Origin of the sequence: Aestuariivivens insulae (assembly GCF_022662195.1) — a bacterium.
GTDB lineage: Bacteria > Bacteroidota > Bacteroidia > Flavobacteriales > Flavobacteriaceae > Aestuariivivens > Aestuariivivens insulae.
Genome location: NZ_JAKMCS010000006.1, coordinates 43273 through 62177, shown reverse-complemented (window position 1 = coordinate 62177; position 18905 = coordinate 43273). Strand labels below are relative to the sequence as shown.

The 18905-nt window shown below is 37.1% G+C and carries 16 protein-coding genes; 6 read left to right on the top strand and 10 right to left on the bottom strand.

The genetic code is table 11. The features are described from left to right. Positions 1-120 precede the first annotated feature (120 nt). Complete coding sequence (uvrC, locus tag MR062_RS09005) at positions 121-1914, bottom strand: excinuclease ABC subunit UvrC (protein WP_242203824.1); 1794 nt, start codon at positions 1912-1914, stop codon at positions 121-123. Between the two features lie 351 nt (positions 1915-2265). Here uvrC and MR062_RS09000 point away from each other — a divergent pair, with 351 nt between their 5' ends. Genes MR062_RS09000 through MR062_RS08985 form a run of 4 tightly spaced genes read left to right on the top strand, consistent with a single transcriptional unit; the run spans position 2266 to position 5104 of the window. After that, on the top strand, positions 2266-2709 hold the full coding sequence (locus MR062_RS09000) for an ATP-dependent zinc protease family protein (protein ID WP_242203823.1): 444 nt from the start codon (positions 2266-2268) through the stop codon (positions 2707-2709). Beyond that, positions 2687-3562: a 30S ribosomal protein S6--L-glutamate ligase gene (gene rimK, locus MR062_RS08995; RefSeq protein ID WP_242203822.1), complete on the top strand. Its 876-nt coding sequence runs from the start codon at positions 2687-2689 to the stop codon at positions 3560-3562. The genes MR062_RS09000 and rimK overlap by 23 nt, the downstream gene beginning before the upstream one ends. Positions 3563-3565: 3 nt before the next feature. Next, on the top strand, positions 3566-4537 hold the full coding sequence (locus MR062_RS08990) for a succinylglutamate desuccinylase/aspartoacylase family protein (RefSeq protein WP_242203821.1): 972 nt from the start codon (positions 3566-3568) through the stop codon (positions 4535-4537). 3 nt (positions 4538-4540) lie between these two features. Continuing rightward, complete coding sequence (locus tag MR062_RS08985) at positions 4541-5104, top strand: 5-formyltetrahydrofolate cyclo-ligase (RefSeq protein WP_242203820.1); 564 nt, start codon at positions 4541-4543, stop codon at positions 5102-5104. Positions 5105-5113: 9 nt separating this feature from the next. Here MR062_RS08985 and MR062_RS08980 read toward each other — a convergent pair whose 3' ends face one another. From MR062_RS08980 to panC, 9 genes are all read right to left on the bottom strand, one after another. Further along, positions 5114-5734: a lipoprotein signal peptidase gene (locus MR062_RS08980; RefSeq protein WP_242203819.1), complete on the bottom strand. Its 621-nt coding sequence runs from the start codon at positions 5732-5734 to the stop codon at positions 5114-5116. Positions 5735-5939: 205 nt separating this feature from the next. After that, complete coding sequence (locus MR062_RS08975; protein ID WP_242203818.1) at positions 5940-6314, bottom strand: TraR/DksA family transcriptional regulator; 375 nt, start codon at positions 6312-6314, stop codon at positions 5940-5942. Positions 6315-6318: 4 nt separating this feature from the next. Beyond that, positions 6319-9738: an isoleucine--tRNA ligase gene (gene ileS / locus MR062_RS08970; protein ID WP_242203817.1), complete on the bottom strand. Its 3420-nt coding sequence runs from the start codon at positions 9736-9738 to the stop codon at positions 6319-6321. 301 nt (positions 9739-10039) lie between these two features. Then, complete coding sequence (gene radA / locus MR062_RS08965) at positions 10040-11398, bottom strand: DNA repair protein RadA (RefSeq protein WP_242203816.1); 1359 nt, start codon at positions 11396-11398, stop codon at positions 10040-10042. A gap of 139 nt (positions 11399-11537) precedes the next feature. After that, entirely contained in the window at positions 11538-12113 is a 576-nt protein-coding gene (locus MR062_RS08960; protein WP_242203815.1) for a GrpB family protein, read from the bottom strand. Between the two features lie 67 nt (positions 12114-12180). Next, entirely contained in the window at positions 12181-13332 is a 1152-nt protein-coding gene (locus tag MR062_RS08955; RefSeq protein ID WP_242203814.1) for an alpha/beta hydrolase, read from the bottom strand. 571 nt (positions 13333-13903) lie between these two features. Beyond that, positions 13904-14860: a lysylphosphatidylglycerol synthase transmembrane domain-containing protein gene (locus MR062_RS08950; protein ID WP_242203813.1), complete on the bottom strand. Its 957-nt coding sequence runs from the start codon at positions 14858-14860 to the stop codon at positions 13904-13906. A gap of 133 nt (positions 14861-14993) precedes the next feature. Continuing rightward, entirely contained in the window at positions 14994-15344 is a 351-nt protein-coding gene (gene panD / locus MR062_RS08945; protein WP_242203812.1) for an aspartate 1-decarboxylase, read from the bottom strand. A gap of 13 nt (positions 15345-15357) precedes the next feature. After that, a complete protein-coding gene (gene panC / locus MR062_RS08940) occupies positions 15358-16209 on the bottom strand; it encodes a pantoate--beta-alanine ligase (RefSeq protein WP_242203811.1) in 852 nt (283 codons plus the stop codon). Between the two features lie 108 nt (positions 16210-16317). On the opposite strand from panC, the gene MR062_RS08935 reads away from it, so the two are divergent. Both MR062_RS08935 and MR062_RS08930 read left to right on the top strand, forming a co-directional pair. Beyond that, positions 16318-17127 (top strand): glycogen/starch synthase, encoded by an 810-nt coding sequence (locus MR062_RS08935; RefSeq protein WP_242203810.1) that lies wholly within the window; start codon positions 16318-16320, stop codon positions 17125-17127. Positions 17128-17152: 25 nt separating this feature from the next. Beyond that, positions 17153-18805 (top strand): DUF4270 domain-containing protein, encoded by a 1653-nt coding sequence (locus tag MR062_RS08930; protein WP_242203809.1) that lies wholly within the window; start codon positions 17153-17155, stop codon positions 18803-18805. The last annotated feature ends 100 nt before the right edge of the window (positions 18806-18905 follow it).

Genomic DNA, 18905 nt, shown 5'->3' with positions numbered 1-18905 from the left:
AACATTCTTATTCTCGATAATTCTACTGAGTCTATCGAAGTACAAATTTTACTCATTTAAACCGTAAAGCCAACTCAAATTGACAGATTTTTTTTTAAAAAAGTTAAATTTATTATTCGTTTACTTTCCATGATAATAATTATACACTTTCTCTGCCCGGGACTTCCCTACCACATCTTCCAGTTCATCTAATTTGGCATTGGCTACCCGTTTTGCCGATTTAAAATGCTTGAGCAATTCCACAACTGTTTTTTCCCCAACGCCATTAATGGTTTCCAACTCTGTGTTTAACGCACTTTTGCTGCGTTTATTTCGGTGGTGTTCAATTCCAAAACGATGTGCTTCGTTACGTAACTGTTGTATAATTTTTAGGGTCTCACTTTTTTTATCTAAATATAAGGGAATTGGATCATTTGGATAAAATAATTCTTCCAAACGTTTGGCAATACCAATAATGGCTATCTTCCCTCTTAATTGAAGCGCATCCAAACTTTTTAAAGCAGATGATAATTGCCCTTTACCACCATCTATGATAATGAGTTGTGGCAATGGTTGATCTTCATCCAGTAAGCGTTTATAACGCCTATAGACTACCTCTTCCATTGAAGCAAAATCGTCTGGCCCCTCAACCGTTTTTATGTTAAAATGCCTGTAATCTTTTTTGCTGGGCTTACCATTTTTAAACACCACACAAGCTGCTACAGGATTTGTACCCTGTATATTACTATTATCGAAACACTCTATATGTCTTGGTTCTTCGCCAAGCCTTAAATCGGCTTTCATTTGTGCCATAATACGATTGGCATGCCTATCGGGATCTACAATTTTCATTTGTTTAAATCGCTCCATTCTAAAATATTTGGCATTGCGAAGCGATAAGTCCAGTATATGCCTTTTATCGCCCAGTTTAGGTACAGTAACTTTTATGTCCTCTCCTAAATCTACTTCAAACGGCACATAAATTTCCTTGGATTTGGAATGGAACCGCTGCCTTATTTCGGTAATGGCTAATTGCAACAATACTTGGTCGGTTTCATCCAATCGTTTCTTTAACTCTAACGTATGCGACCTAATAATAGAACCATACGATAATTGTAAAAAATTAATATAACCATAGCTTTCGTCACTTACTATAGAGAACACATCTACATTACTTATTTTAGGGTTCACTATGGTTGATTTGGCTTGGTAATTTTCTAAAATTTCAATCTTTTCCTTAATTTTTTGAGCCTCTTCAAACTGCATATTCTCGGCAAAACCATGCATTTGTTTTTTAAACTCCTGCAAAGAATCTTTAAAGTTTCCTTTTAGTATCTGTTTAATGGCCTTAATATTTTTGTTGTACTCTGCTTCGGTCTCCAAACCTTCGCATGCGCCTTTACAATTCCCCAAATGATACTCCAAACACACTTTAAATTTGCCCGCTTCTATTTTCTCTTCAGACAATTGATAATTACATGTTCGTAAGCTGTACAACCCTTTTATTAAATCTAAAAGTGTATGTACCGTTTTAACACTGGTATAAGGGCCAAAATAATCGCCCCCGCCTTTAAAAACACGACGCGTGGAAAACACTCTTGGAAACCGTTCGTTTTTAATGCAAATCCACGGATAGGATTTATCATCCTTCAACATCACATTGTAACGTGGCCTATGTTTTTTTATTAAATTGTTTTCTAATAGTAACGCATCGGTTTCAGTCTCTACTACTATATGTTTTATTCGGGCTATTTTTTTTACCAGCACCCTCGTCTTGCCACTATCGTGGGTTTTCGTAAAATATGAGCTTACCCGTTTTTTTAAATTTTTGGCTTTTCCAACGTAAATAATGGTGCCTTCCTTATCAAAATATTGATAAACTCCAGGCTGGTTAGGTAGGGTTTTTAATTGTATCTCTAATGCAGGGGTATCCATTATCTCAAAGGTAATTATTAAATCGTTATTATCCGAAACTTTTGGCTCCTGACTGAACAGGTAAAACAAATGACAAAGGCTAACGATTTACGATTATATTTTACTACAAAGAACCATGAGCCTAGGTTGGAGATTGATAGAGATTGAAAGGGTTGATGAAGATTGATGAAGATTGACAGAGATCACCAACTACTCACTGCCTACTGAACACCGAACACTGAACACTGAACACTAAAACCTTGAGCCAATCAACCTTTCCAATGGGCAAACTATTAAATTATCAATCTTTCAAAATAAATACTTTTTGAATTGACTAATTTGTTACCTTGCGCCACTTTTTATTATACGCTAATGAGCAAAAAAATTATTGGGCGGGTCGATAAAATTGACTTCCCAAAGCTAGGTTTATACAACATCGATGTAAAAATAGATACTGGCGCCTATACTTCAGCAATTCACTGCTCCAAGATCATTGAAGAGCACAATAGCTTACGTTGTATTTTTAATAGTGATGTCCACCAAAATTTTGGAAAAACCGAAATTGTCTTCGATTCATTTTCAAATACCAATGTAAAAAGCAGCAATGGTTACAAGGAAAACCGCTATAAAGTAAAATCTGAAGCTATATTTTTTGGAAAAACATATAAGATTAACTTAACTTTAAGCACGAGAGACGATATGAAATTTCCTGTACTTATTGGCAGGCAATTTTTAAGACGGAAATTTTTAGTGGATGTTGATTTAGAAAACGTGTCTTATTTAACACAACAGCATGAACATAGTCATTCTTTCTAGAAACCCCAACTTATATTCTACCGAGCGTTTGGTAGAAGAAGGTGAAAACCGGGGGCATTTAGTGGAGGTTATCGATCCTTTAAAATGCGATATTATTATTGAAAAGGAAAAGCCTACCATATATTATAAAGACCGTTATTTAGACTATGTTGATGCCATTATACCCCGCATCGGTGCATCGGTAACGTTTTTTGGCTGTGCCGTGGTTAGGCAATTTGAAATGATGAATGTTTTTACTTCGGTAACTTCAGATGCTATTATACGCTCTCGTGACAAACTACGCAGTTTCCAAAGGCTTTCCAAAGCAGGTATTGGTATGCCAAAAACTGTATTTACCAATTATTCGCGGGATATAGACCAAGTGCTATCACATGTTGGTGGCACCCCCGTAATTATTAAACTTTTGGAAGGCACCCAAGGTCTGGGTGTTGTATTGGCCGAAACCAAAAATGCTGCCGAATCGGTTTTGGAAGCATTTAATGGACTGCAAGCTAGGGCTTTGGTACAGGAGTATATTGCCGAAGCCAAAGGTGCCGACTTAAGGGCTTTGGTGGTCGATGGCCATGTGGTTGGCGCTATGAAACGCCAGAGTAAAGAAGGTGAGTTTCGCTCTAACCTTCACCGTGGTGGAACGGCTCAAGTTGTAAAATTAAATGAATCTGAATTACGGGTCGCTATGAGTGCAGCACGCGCACTAAAACTACCTATATGCGGTGTAGATATGCTACAATCCAGTCGAGGACCATTGCTCTTGGAAGTAAACTCTACTCCTGGCTTAGAAGGTATTGAAGGCGCTACCGGTAAGAATATTGCCAAAAATATTATCACCTACATTGAAAGAAATCATCGTTAATATATGAATGCAACAAGCAACACATTAACCATTCTTAATGAAACCGTACTCCCTGGTGAAAGCAAAGAAGTTAATTTTAGTGTTGCCAACCTGCATACCTCTTCGCCTGTAAGTGTTCCTATTATTATTGAGCGTTCTAAAAAACCAGGGCCTACAGTATTGTTTACTGCAGGCATTCATGGCGATGAAGTTAATGGTGTTGAAATTATTAGACAGCTTATAGCCAAAGGCATTAACAAACCTAAAACAGGCACCATAATATGCATGCCAGTCATTAACATTTTTGGCTTTATAAATTTAAAACGCGAATTCCCGGATGGTCGCGATTTAAATCGTGTGTTTCCAGGTAGCCCAAGTGGATCCTTAGCCAGTCGGGTGGCTCATAAGCTTACAAAAGAAGTTGTACCTCATGCCGATTTAATCATAGATTTCCATACTGGAGGGTCTGGCAGATTCAACGCGCCACAGCTCCGGTATTCGAAAGACAAAAAAGACCTCGATATCTTAGCAAAGGTTTTTGGAGCGCCATTTGTTTTGTATTCTAAAAACCTATCCAAATCCTTTAGAACAACGTGCAACAAATTAGGCAAGCCCATATTGCTTTTTGAAGGCGGAAAATCATTCCATATCGATGATACCGTAACCAACTCGGGCGTAAATGGCTCAAAGCGTATTTTAAAACATTTAGGCATGTTAAAAACGGTTTTTAAATCTACAAAGCCTAAAAAGGAATGTATTTTTATAACCGAAAGCAAATGGCAACGTGCTAAATACTCTGGTATGTTTAAGGCTTCGGTTGCTATTGGCTCCCAAGTAAAAAAGGAAGACATCATTGGCAATATAACCGATCCTTACGGTAAGTTTAATTACTTTGTTAGAGCAGCAAATTCGGGCTATATTATTAACGTTAACGAATCGCCTATTGTGTATCAAGGAGACGCCCTTTTCCATATTACCACTAAACTTAAAAAGTAAGGCATGACCAAAGCTGAACTGAGAAAAAAATATAAAACCCTACGCAATAATTTAACCGAAAATAATGTTGAAGACCTGAGTTTGGCTATTGCCAACCAGCTTTTAACATTACCTATTTGGGAGGTTTCGTTTTATCATATTTTTTTATCGATTGTAGCTCATAAGGAAATTAACACCGATTATATTTTAAATATCCTCTCTGGAAAGGACAAACATATTGTGGTGCCCAAAAGTGATTTCGACTCGAATACCCTCACCAATTACTTATTAACCGACAGTACCGTGATTAGGAAAAATTCATGGGATATTCCAGAACCTGTTGACGGCATTGAAATTGAAGACAAAAAAATTGATGTTGTATTTGTCCCCCTCTTAGCTTTTGACCAACAAGGCCACCGCGTAGGCTACGGCAAAGGGTTTTATGATAATTTTTTAGCTAACTGTAAACCAGACACTCTAAAAATAGGACTCTCTTTTTTTGAAGCCGAAGAGACTATTGAAGGGGTTTACGAAGGCGATATTAAACTTGATTATTGTGTGACGCCTAAGAAAGTATATCTCTTCTAAACAATAACCCTACTTCTTCCCAAACGCCTTTTTATTAAACACAATAAGCATTACAAAGCCAGTGCTTATGGCCACATCGGCAATGTTAAAGACGGGATCGAAAAAGGTAAAGAATTTGCCGCCATAAAACGGCAACCATTCTGGCAAATAGCCTTTATATAAAGGAAAATAGAGCATATCTACCACTTTACCATGAAATAAGGTGTCGTAGCCTCCTGCTTCTGGAAGAAAAGAAGCTACTTGCCCATGGCTATCGTTAAAGAAAATACCATAAAAAACAGAATCTATAATGTTACCTAAGGCTCCGGCAAAAATAAAAGCTATAGCCAATATTAACACCGTTGGGTTATGTTTCTTTGTAGCACTATACAGCCAATACCCTATCCCAAATATGGCCACTATACGAAATAAGGTTAACGCTATTTTAGCGGTTCTTTCTGACATGAAGGAAACAAAATCACTAATTTTTGTACCCCAAGCCATGCCATTATTTTCAATAAAATAAATTTTAAACCAACTAAAAACGGGCAGTTCTTCCCCTAACACAAAATGGGTCTTTACATATATTTTACTGATTTGGTCTATCAATAAAATAATAATGATGAGTATGATGGATTTTTTTAACGACATTTAAAGACCTCTATATTTTAGTTCACCTTAAGTTGAGCAAAAAGCTCATGGTGATATTTGAGTTGACATTAACCTGATTTCAATTATTATTTTTATGATTAAAACAAATGCAAGTATTTGACTCCTGACTTTTTATTAAACTTAGGTTGTTAATAAAAAACGCCTCAATAAAGAGACGCTTTAAAATATATCAATTTAAATATAATTATTGCATGTTTTTAGCTTCAATGCTTAATGTAGCATGAGGCACTAATTTTAATCGCTCCTTGTTGATAAGCTTACCTGTAACACGGCAAATACCATAGGTTTTGTTCTCTATTCTAATCAGCGCATTTTTAAGGTCACGAATAAATTTTTCCTGACGAATGGCCAATTGTGAATTCGATTCCTTGCTCATCACTTCACTACCTTCATCAAATGCTTTAAACGTAGGCGACGTATCGTCTGTACCATTGTTATGGTCGTTCATATAAGCACTCTTAATAAGCTCTAAATCATGTTGGGCCTTATTGATTTTTTCTTGAATCAATGCCTTAAATTCGGCTAAATCTTTATCTGAATATCTTACACTCTCTGCCATCTTTTTAATGTTTTTGAATGAACAGTCTGGTATTTACATCATCGAAAGCAACTTCAATACCTTCTGCCATATTATCTTTAATTTCTAATTCTTCGGTTAATGTTTCCGTCTTGATATAATCCATATTGGTCTCAACAGCATTAACGATATGCTCATCCTTTTGAAGCATGACATCAATTCTATCGGTCACTTCAAAACCTGAATCCTTACGTAAATTTTGAATGCGATTAACCAATTCCCTAGCAATTCCTTCCTTACGCAAATCGTCTGTAATGGTTACATCTAGGGCAACTGTTAGCGCCCCTTCGTTTGCCACCAACCAACCTTCAATGTCTTGCGAGGTTATTTCTACATCGGTGCGTTCTAAAGTAATATTTTTTCCATTAATAGCAACATCTAATTTGCCATTTTGTTCCATTTTGTTAATATCTTCTGCTGTAAAGTTAATTACTGCATTGGCAATGGCTTTCATTTCCTTCCCAAAACGTGGGCCCAACACTTTAAAGTTTGGCTTTATTTGTTTTACCAAAATATCTGAAGCATCTTCAAGGAGCTCTATTTCCTTTACATTTACCTCATGCTTTATTAAGTTTGAAACCGCTGCTATTTCTTCCTTTTGCTGTTGGCCATCAACAGGAATCATTATTTTTTGAAGCGGCTGCCTTACTTTAATCTTCTCTTTAGCCCTTAACGACAATACCAACGACGATATTGTTTGCGCACTCTCCATTTTTCGTTCTAAAGACTTATCTACATAAGACGCATTATATACCGGGAAATTGGCCAAATGCACACTTTCGAACGTTTCTTTTTTGGTAACTGCATTTAAGTCCAGGTACAATCTGTCCATAAAGAACGGTGCTATGGGCGCTCCAAGCTTAGCAATGGTGACCATACAGGTATACAGTGTTTGGTAAGCCGAAATTTTATCTTGTTGATAATCGCCTTTCCAGAAACGTCTTCTACTTAAGCGCACGTACCAGTTACTTAAATAATCCTGGGTGAAATCTGAAATGGCCCTTGCCGCCTTAGTCGGTTCGTAATCGGCATAAAACACATCAACCTTTTGTATTAACGTGTGCAATTCTGAAAGAATCCAGCGATCCAATTCGGGGCGTTCCTCAATAGGTATATCGGCTTCACTATAGGTGAAATTATCCAAATTGGTATACAGCGCAAAGAAGGAATAGGTATTATACAAGGTCCCAAAGAACTTACGCTTTACTTCCTCAACCCCTTCAATATCGAATTTTAAGTTATCCCACGGATTCGCATTTGAAATCATATACCAACGTGTGGCATCGGCCCCATAATTACCCAAGGTTTCAAAAGGATCGACAGCATTACCTAAACGCTTGGACATTTTTTGTCCGTTCTTATCAAGCACCAATCCATTAGAAACCACATTTTTATAGGCTACAGAATCAAACACCATCGTCCCTATAGCATGGAGCGTATAGAACCACCCTCTAGTTTGGTCTACACCTTCAGCAATAAAATCGGCTGGATAGGTTGTACCATTATCGATTAACTCTTTATTCTCAAAAGGATAATGCCACTGTGCATAAGGCATGGAACCAGAATCGAACCAAACATCTATTAAGTCGCTTTCACGCTTCATAGGTTGCCCGTTATCTGAAACCAAAACGATGTGGTCTACTATGTTTTTATGTAAATCGATTTTGGCGTAGTTGTCATTGGACATGTTTCCTACTTCAAAATCTTCAAAAATATCTTTCGTAAGAACACCTGCTGCAACGGCTTTTTCCATTTCTGCTTTTAGCTCTTCCACCGAACCGATACACTTTTCTTCCTTACCGTCTTCGGTTCTCCAAATAGGCAATGGAATACCCCAATAACGCGAACGCGATAAGTTCCAGTCGTTGGCATTGGCCAACCAATTTCCAAAACGTCCTGTTCCTGTTGCTTTAGGTTTCCAATTAATGGTTTCGTTAAGCTCGAACATGCGATCCCTAACATCGGTTACTTTTATAAACCACGAATCCAACGGATAATATAAAATAGGCTTATCGGTTCGCCAACAGTTCGGATAACTGTGCTTGTATTTTTCAACCTTAAAGGCTTTGTTCTCTTCTTTTAATTTAATGGCCAATTCTACATCTACCGAACGTTCTGGTTCTTCACCTTCATTGTAATACTCGTTCTTAACATACTTACCGGCCAATTCACCCATTTCCGGTCTAAATTTACCTTGTAAATCTACCAATGGCACCAAGTTTCCATTCTCGTCTTTCACTAACATAGGTGGTACTTCCGGAGTGGCTTGTTTTGCCACCAAGGCATCGTCTGCACCAAATGTTGGAGCGGTATGTACGATACCTGTACCGTCTTCGGTAGTAACGAAATCTCCCGAAATCACCCTAAAGGCATTCTCCGGATTATTATATGGCAAGGCATAAGGCAATAACTGCTCGTATTTTATCCCTACTAAATCTTTCCCTTTACATGATTTAACCACGTAATATGGTATTTTTCCTGCCTTGCCGGAAGGCAGGTTATCGCCTGCGTTATAGCTTGCTAATTCTGAAGCATCTTCAACTTGCACAAACTTCCCTGCAAATTGTTTGGCCACCAAAGGTTTCCCCAATACCACATTAATAGGTTCGAATGTATATTGATTGAAGGTTTTTACTAAAACATAATCAATTTTAGGCCCTACTGTTAAAGCGGTATTACTTGGCAAGGTCCAAGGCGTGGTCGTCCAAGCCAAAAAGTGGATGTCGCCTTCATTTTGCAAGAAGTCCGGTAATGTTTCGGTTATAGCCTTAAACTGAGCCACAGCGGTAGTATCGGTAACATCTTGATAGGTTCCCGGCTGGTTTAACTCATGAGAACTCAATCCAGTTCCTGCTTTTGGAGAATAAGGTTGGATGGTATACCCTTTGTAAAGCAATTTTTTATCATAGATTTGCTTTAGTAACCACCAAACGCTTTCCATATACTTAGGTTCGTAGGTGATGTATGGATCGTCCATATCTACCCAATACCCCATCTTTTGGGTTAAATCGTTCCAGATATCTGTGTAACGCATAACAGCTTTACGACAAGCAGCGTTATAGTCTTCTACCGAAATGGTCTTACCAATATCTTCCTTGGTTATCCCCAATTCCTTTTCCACACCAAGCTCAATTGGCAATCCATGGGTATCCCAACCTGCTTTACGCTTTACCTGATAGCCTTTTTGGGTTTTATAACGGCAAAAAATATCTTTAATGGCACGCGCCATAACATGGTGTATTCCCGGAAGCCCATTTGCCGATGGCGGGCCTTCAAAAAACACATACGATTCTTGCCCTTCTCTTGAGGTTACACTTTTTTCAAAGATGTTATTGTCTTTCCAATAGCTTAGAATATCGTTGGCTACATTCGACAAGTCAAGTCCTTTATATTCAGGAAATTTCATCCGATTTTATTATTTTATCCAATTGACAGATGAAAACTTTCGTTATTAAAACTTAGCCACACTTTAAATAACTAAGAATGAAAGTTTTCGCTCTCTTTTAACCCTTTTTCTAGTAAGGTTGCGAATTTAAGGATTTTTACTAAAATAGCAGGTGCTAAGCATAATAATTTAACGTTGTCTTAAGCAAAAAGCACCATAAGCATAAACTTTGGTTCTTTAGCTTATTTTAACCTATCAACCAACACCATATTCTACTCTTCAAAAGGAAATTAAACAACTCAAATGGCAACATCTAAATACGTCAAACGATATACTCGACCAGATCCTCCATCTTAGAAATCATTTGAATTTTTATTGCTGTATTTTTTAATGAAATTTTATTGTATTTCGATACAAAAATGGTTGAAAAACCTAGCTTTTCAGCTTCTAAAATGCGTTGTTCCACACGTTGTACGGGACGAATTTCTCCAGACAATCCCACCTCGGCAGCAAAACAAATATCTTTTTGGAGCGGTACATCTTCATTGGAAGATAAAATGGAAGCCACAACCGCCAAATCTATAGCGGGATCGTCTACGGTAATACCTCCTGTGATGTTTAAAAACACGTCCTTAGCGCCCAAACGGAAACCAGCCCGTTTTTCCAAGACCGCAAGAAGCATATTCAAGCGTTTGGCATTAAATCCTGTTGCAGAACGCTGTGGCGTACCGTAAACAGCCGTACTCACCAAGGCCTGCACCTCAATCATAAGTGGACGCATACCTTCTAAGGTGGCAGCAATAGCATTACCTGAAAGCTCTTCATCCTTTTGGGAAATTAATAGTTCCGATGGGTTGGAGACCTCGCGCAACCCCGAGCCATGCATTTCGTAAATACCCAACTCGTTAGTAGATCCGAAACGGTTTTTATGGGCCCTTAAAATTCGGAATACATGGTTACGGTCGCCTTCAAACTGCAACACGGTATCGACCATGTGCTCTAAAATTTTTGGGCCGGCAATGTTGCCATCTTTGGTTATATGTCCTATTAACAAAACCGGCGTAGCTGTTTCTTTGGCAAATTTTATAAGTTCTGTAGTGCATTCCTTAATTTGCGAAATACTTCCCGATGACGATTCAATATAATCGCTATGCAAGGTTTGGATGGAATCGATAACCACAATATCGGGTTCCAAAGCTTCTATTTGCTTAAAAATATGTTGTGTCTTGGTTTCGGTTAAAATGTAACAATTGGTTGTTGTGGCCTTAATACGTTCTGCCCGCATTTTTATTTGTTTCTGACTTTCTTCCCCAGAAACATACAAGGTTTTATAGGGCAACTTCAAGGCAATTTGAAGCAGCAATGTACTTTTACCAATTCCCGGTTCGCCACCCAACAGGGTTAACGACCCTGGGACAATACCTCCTCCCAATACCCGGTTGAATTCATCGTCGAAGGTTCCTAACCGTGGCTCTTTAGAAGTGTCTATTTCATCAACTTTTAAAGGCACAGATGCACGTTTAGTGACAGATGTTGGCGATTTCCAATCGCTCTTTTGTGGTTTCTCAATGAGTTCTTCAACAATGGTATTCCATGCCTTACAGGCATTGCATTGCCCTTGCCATTTAGCATATTGGTTGCCACAGTTCTGACAAAAAAAAGCGGTTTTTACTTTAGGCATCGGAGTTGGTTATTGGGATTTTAGATGTTTCTCTTTTATTCTTTAAATCGTTGGCTTCAAGTTTAAAACTTAAATCTTCATTCACCACTAACTTTATTTTAATCCACCGAAATTGTGGTTATACATTATTTATTGTGAACTAACTTTCTTCTATTAATTCAAGGGTTTCCTTGACAAATTCAGTTTTCCCTAATACATATGCTCCTCGATCATTCTTGAATTTTTTTGCTAATTCAATTTTTAAATTTTCGTATTGCTTCGCTCGGTCAAAATTTGAATTTAAAAAATCTCGAAAATCAATTTGTTTCCACATAATATTGTTTTTTGGACACATATGAATATGGAAAACCTGTTCTTTTGTTCCATCTAGGTTATACCCTTTTCCAAATGTAGAGTATTCTTCTATATTGTCTCTTGCAGGTACTTTAAAATGAGAATATCCTAACTCAGAAAATTGGTCAATTAGTTTTTCATTGAACAATAATTCTTCGGGGATTTCAATCATTAAATCAATGTAGGGTTTTGATTTAATTGAAGAAATTGATGAACTCCCAAAATGTTCAATTCTCAAAATTTTTTCGCTTCCTATTATTTCAATTATCCGCTCTTTTTCTTTTTCATAACTATTTTTCCATTCAGGATTGTGATCAACTAGTTGAATTGGAAACAATGTATTCCAATCATCCTTTGTCAAATCGTATAAGGTCTTTTTCACTTTCTTTTTTTAGATGGTTCTCAACTACTAACTAAATAACTCAATTATCAATAACTATTGTCCAGCCCTAATACCCAAAATCCGCTTTAATCGCATCGGCTTTTTCTATCATTAAATCCTTGGTTAAGTCTGCTATTTCATCTAGAACAAAGGCCGACTGATAGGTACGCATGGCTTTTTTGGACTCTCCTGTTTCTTCATAAAATCGCGCTAGATAGTAATTCCCTAATAGCGTTTTAGGGTAATGCTTACGTGCCATTTTGCCCAACTCTTCGTAATAATTATAGTCTTCATTTTTTTCTATTGCTGCTGCAATGGCCTTAAAATCGTTTATTAATATTTGCTTATCTATGGCAAACAGGTCGTAAATGGTTTGGTATTTCTCCTGAAGATAGGCTACTGGTGATTCATCCAATTTCAGTATGGTTTCCAGATATTCTTTTTTGGAGATAGGCTGGTACACTAAAAAGATACTTTCCAAAGCTCTTGGAATGGCATGTGCCGGCACCGAATAATGTGATGGTTGTTCAAAACTATCGAACCTGTAGAACACGTTTTTATTCTCTATCCCTTTTATGCTAGTATCTAAAGCCTCTGTCATACCTCTTATAGATTTGGAATCGTTTTTGGTATTTGCTAAATAATAAAAGGTTTTGGATTGAATTTTAGCCAATCGCTCGGGCACATAGTCTAATAAATTTGGGGCCAATTCTGGACTTACCACCACATAAGCCTGAAACAAAGGCTCTGGCTTTAAAAGGTAATAGTTTATAAAGTTTGCCGTTTCACCATGACCTATAGCAACCCTAAAATTGACCGTGCGGTATTTATTATCTATATACGGGATAAGCTCCATGCCTATAAATTCAAAAAAAGCAGCACCGGTTTCAATTGGCAATGAGTTTTGCTCGGAATACATACAATCGTCATAACGCTTATCCAATTGGTTTACCCCTACCACAATAGCTTCTGGCATATCCTCCCAATAGGAATAATAATCCACATTCCCTGCTACGGCTTCAAACAAATAATCACCATCCAAAACTATGAAAATAGGATAGGCTTTGTCTTCATTTGTATTATACCCACGAGGTAATTGTATTTTAAGCTGGCGGGACTCCCCCAACCTCGAAGATTCTATGGTTTCGTATTTTACTTGTGCGCTTATAGTAGAAAAACTAATAAAAAGCACTAGAGCATAAATAATTGAGCGTCTCATTTTAATTTGATTAGAGAGACTGTTTAAATTTCATCCTTTGTCTTTGTTACGCCCCTTTTTTCACCACTCTTCGTTATGAAAATCCTCATTTAGCGCTGCTAAACTCTGGTTTTAAAGCCTTAATTGGTAAAAAAAATGACCTATAACAAATTTCAAAAACGAATTTTAAACTGCCTCTGAGTTTGACAGGAGCAAGGTAATAAAAGAATTTCGGTTTTTTAGCCTAAAAGCTGGATTGAACAGGGCAAGCAACAACTTTTACCCTATAGGATTAGAGGATTGAAAAGGCAAACTTGATATTAGAGGCTGGAAGCTAGCGGTTGGAAGTTTGAGGCTAAAGTTGTCTCATGATTTCTTAGTTCATGACACCCGCTTGTGCCTTTTCTTTTGTGTTTTAACAAGACCCTTCCGACTTTAAACTCTTAGCTGAATTAAAGCCCGCAAAAGCGATAGGAGCGACAGCTTTTTTAAAATCCAAAATTTTAAAAAACTATAGCGGATAGCGCGGTGGCTTGCCATTTGCCCAAAAAACACATATCGCTGTAGTCTCGCTTGTTTGAACCTGCTTCCTTTAACGCCTTGTTCTATTGTAAATTGGAAGATATATTAAAGACAGCCCTCCCAAAAGAATGATTAAAAGGGTTTGCGATGCCCACATTATCCAACCAAAGGCAATGCTAGGGTCTTTTTCAATGCCAAACACCGAAAAAGCCAAATATACCGCAACTGGATAGGAACCTATACCGCCATTGGTTGCCGCAATACTAAAACTAGCCGATATAAAACCAATTAACACAGCGCCCACGGGGATATTGTTTAGTTCTTCAATAGAAAAAGTAGTAATATAAAACATGAGCAGATACATGCCCCATATAAACAAGGTATGAAAAATGAAAGGCCATTTTTTTTTCATTTTAAAAATACTGAGCGCCCCTTCAACCAATCCGTTTACAAAGGTTTTGATTTTTAGGGCTATTTTTGATTTACTTTTTCTAACAAACCAAAAAATCAATAGAAAAAAAACAAGACCCAATAAAACCATAAATAATAGTTTAGAGGGGTTAAACCTTTCTATTAAAAACTGATAGATAAAATCGAATTGAAGAAATAGCGTAATAACTATGATGCCCAACATAATTATCATATCTGCAATACGCTCTGCCACTATGGTACCAAACCCTTTTTCGAAAGGCACATCCTCATAATTGGTTAAAATGGAAGCTCTTGCCACCTCTCCTGCTCTTGGAATGGTATAGTTAATTAAATACGTAGCAAACACCGCCATAATGCTATTACCCAATTTAATATGATACCCCATAGGCTCTAATTGAAACCGCCAACGGTAAGCACGCGACAAGTGACTTAACAGCCCTAGGAACATCCCTAATAAAATATAGGTGTAATCTGCCTTTTTGGCATAGATGAGCAATTCTTCGATAGAAACTTTTGAAAGCGAATACCAGACCAAAAAAACTCCCAGTAATAATGGGAGCGTTATCTTTAATATTCTTTTAATCTTTAGTTTCAAAAGGCTTTAATTTATTACTGAATGTCTGCAATCCACAATATAAACAATTCCAATCCCCGAGATGACATACATAATGATTGATTTTGGACAATCCTTGTTTATTTAACCAAACCCTTTTATGGGATTCCTTCACCTATTTTAATAGGTTGGTCGCTTCATCTGGAAAAACTAACGAAGGCTTGAATGTTTTGGCCGTTTCAATATCCATAAAAGCGTAGGTTATTAAAATTAAGGTATCCCCTACCGATACTTTTCTGGCCGCCGCTCCATTTAAAGTAATTTCCCCAGAATTTCTAGGCCCTGGAATACAATAGGTTTCAAGGCGCTCCCCATTGTCATTGTTAACAATTTGAACTTTTTCACCTTGTATAATATTAGCCGCATCCATTAAGTCTTCATCAATAGTAATACTACCAATGTAATTTAACTCGGCTCCTGTACATTTAACCCTGTGAATCTTAGATTTAACTACTTGAATTTGCATGTGGCAAAGATAATTAATTTAGTGCGATATTATCAATTAGTCTAATATCATCTGCGAATACCGCTATAAAGGCTCTATATTTTTTTGTCTTTGATTTTCTTTGAATTGGTCTTAAGGTTTCCTCATCTGCAATAACAAAATACTCCAACCGCAATACATCATTTTTAGAAAACTGTTTTTCAACCCATTCCGTCACTTTATAAGCACTTTTTGTGCCAAATTGCTTTTTGGCAGTTGTTAAAACTTTATAAATAAAAGATGCTGCCTTTTTTTGTTCTGGACTTAACCTTGCATTGCGGGAACTCATAGCCAAACCATTGGCCTCGCGGTGTATATCGCACCCCACAATAGTTACTGGAATCTGGTGTTTTTCGACCATCTTTTTTATAATGGCCAACTGCTGGAAATCCTTCTCTCCAAAATAGGCGTTATCTGGGCTTACAATTTCAAAAAGCCGTTTAACCACGGTACCTACGCCATCAAAGTGTCCTGGTCTAAATTGACCTTCCATTTCGTGTTCCAAACCATCAAAATCGAACTTTTGGGACACTGTTTGCCCTTCGTAAATATCATCAACCGTTGGTGCATAAATCAAGATTCTATCTTCGCTAACAGTTTTAAGTAAACCAAGATCGTCATCCAAGGTTCTTGGGTATTTTTCTAGGTCTGTTGCATTATTAAATTGCGTAGGGTTAACAAAAATGCTCACCACCACCTTATCGTTATTCGCCAAAGCCTCTTCTACCAATGCCAAGTGCCCTTGGTGCAATGCACCCATGGTTGGTACAAAACCAAGTGTAAGCTGTTTGGTTTTCAGTTGCTCAATTACGGCCTTAATTTGTTTTTTTTCTTGGTAAACCTGCACTTTTAATAAAAAATTAACGCGTGCAAACTTAAGATTTTACAGTCAATCTGCATAAAATTTTGTACTTTTGCGTGTTTTTTATTTTGAATCTTCAAAAGCAAACTATTTATGAAAGATAAGAGGATATTGTATGTATCATCTGAAGTAGTACCCTATTTACCCGAAACCGAAATTTCTTCAATGTCGTTTGAAGCCCCTAGATTAGTTAATCAGCAAGGTGGGCAGATACGCATTTTTATGCCTCGATATGGCAACATAAATGAACGAAGACATCAATTGCATGAGGTAATTCGGCTTTCCGGTATCAATTTAGTGATTAACGATTTAGACATGCCTCTTATTATAAAAGTTGCCTCTATACCAAAAGAGCGTATTCAGGTTTACTTTATCGATAACGACGAATACTTTAAAAGAAAAGCCACATTGACCGACGAGGACGGCAAACTGTTTTCCGATAATGACGAACGTGCCATTTTCTTTGCTAAAGGCGTTATTGAAACCGTGAAAAAATTAAACTGGTCGCCAGATGTAATCCATGTTCATGGTTGGCTAGCCTCTTTGTTACCGCTTTATTTAAAGGAATACTACAAAGACGAACCTTTATTTAATGAAAGCAAAATAGTAACCTCTATATACAATCAAAGTTTTGATAATACGTTAAACAAAGACATGTTTAATAAAATTAAATTTGATAATATTAACGACGAGGCTATAAAACCGCTTGAAGAACCATCGTATAATAACTTAATGAAAGTCGCCATAGACTATTCAGATGCATTAATAATTGGCTCTGAAACCATTCCAGAAACATTGGACACCTACTTAAAAGACTCAAAAAAACCAGTACTAGAACACAAAAGCAGAGATGAGTTTGGTGATGCTTACACAACATTCCTTAATACTGAAGTTGTAAGCTAGATCCAAAAAAATTCGTAAAAACCATATGAAGAAGACATTTATCGCCCTAAAGCCCTTATTTATTTTTGCATTTATCCTAACCTCTTTCATTGCCTGCGACAAAGACTTTAGCTCTATAGACAGCGATGTTCTAGGCAAAGCAAATGCAAACTTTAATACTTCTAAACTTAACATAGAAGAATTGCTTGCCTACAATAAAAAACTAAAGAACATTCAGGTTAATGGTTTAAACACAAACCTATTGGGCGTATACAACGATCCTGTTTTTGGTCAGACCACAGCTAGTATTGTAACACAGTTAACCCCAACTTCCTTCGATCCCGATTTTGGAGACAACCCAGTTATAGACTCGGTTGTATTAAGCATCCCTTATTTTAGTAGACAAACTGGCACCGAAAATGATGTTCCCCAGTATGTAATGAACGAACAAGACTCCTTATATGGTGAAGACAAAATAAACTTATCTATTTATCGCAATAATTATTTTTTAAGGAACTTTAATCCTAATAGCCAAGATCAAGAGACACAAAATTATTTTTCTTATGCAGAAAATACACCTAGCAATACAGAGCATTTTGTGGTAACTGAAAGTAGCGAAGTTAATTTTGATACTCAAAAAGGCGAGTTAATTTTTAACGACCCTGCGTTTATCCCAAGCAATAAAGCCGTCGTCACAAAAACCGGTGAAGGAGAAGATGCCACCCTTTCCTATGGTGCACCTGCCTTAAGAGCAAAACTTAATGTGGATTTCTGGAAGACCACCATATTGGATAAGGAAGGTAGTAGCGAGTTAAGCAACCCCAACAATTTTAAAAACTATTTTAGAGGACTTTACTTCAAAGCAGAAGCTATTGATGGCAAAGGCAGTATGACGCTTTTAAATTTAGCCGCCTCTGGTGCCACAATAACCATTCATTACTCTAAAGATTCAACTTCTGATAGTGAATCCAAAGTACAGGCAACCTATGCTCTTAACTTTTCTGGCATTAAATTAAACACACTAATAAACGATTATAGCACCGCACCAGAACCCTTGGTTGATGGCGACAACACCAATGGCGACCAAATAATCTACTTAAAAGGCGCTGCGGGCTCCATGGCCGTTATCGATTTATTTGGCAATGAAGATGCAGACAACAATAACATACCGGACGCTTTAGAGAATTTTAGAAGTGAATTTTTGGATGCAGATGGAGAGACCCCTGCTAAGTTAATAAACGAAGCGCTTTTGGTTATTACCGAAGACCAATCCTTAACTGGAGGTGACGACCATAAATACGATAGGCTTTACGCTTACGACGTAAAGAACAACAGACCTTTAATAGATTATGAATTTGACACTTCAGAAAATACCACATTTCCTGCTGCATCAAAAGTTGTCCATTTAGGCGTAAGGGATACTTTATCAACCAGCCCGTTAACTTATGGTTATAAAATAAGAATTACCGAACATTTAAAAAGCTTAGTGTTCAGGGATTCAACAAACACAAAATTAGGGCTTGTAATATCTAACAATGTAAATTACACCAATACAGTTAACATCTTAAATAGCACAGATGACGTTACCAAAATTCCAGCTGCCACAATTTTAACCTCTAAAGGCACAGCTTTATACGGAAACAACACCACTGATGATAAAAAAATAAAATTGGAAATATATTATTCTGAACCCAAATAAAAGGGACTTTAGAAGCATATAACCAATAACTGTTAGAACCTCCAAAGATATAGTTGTCTTTGGAGGTTTTTATTTTTACACAGTTAACAATCAGTATTTT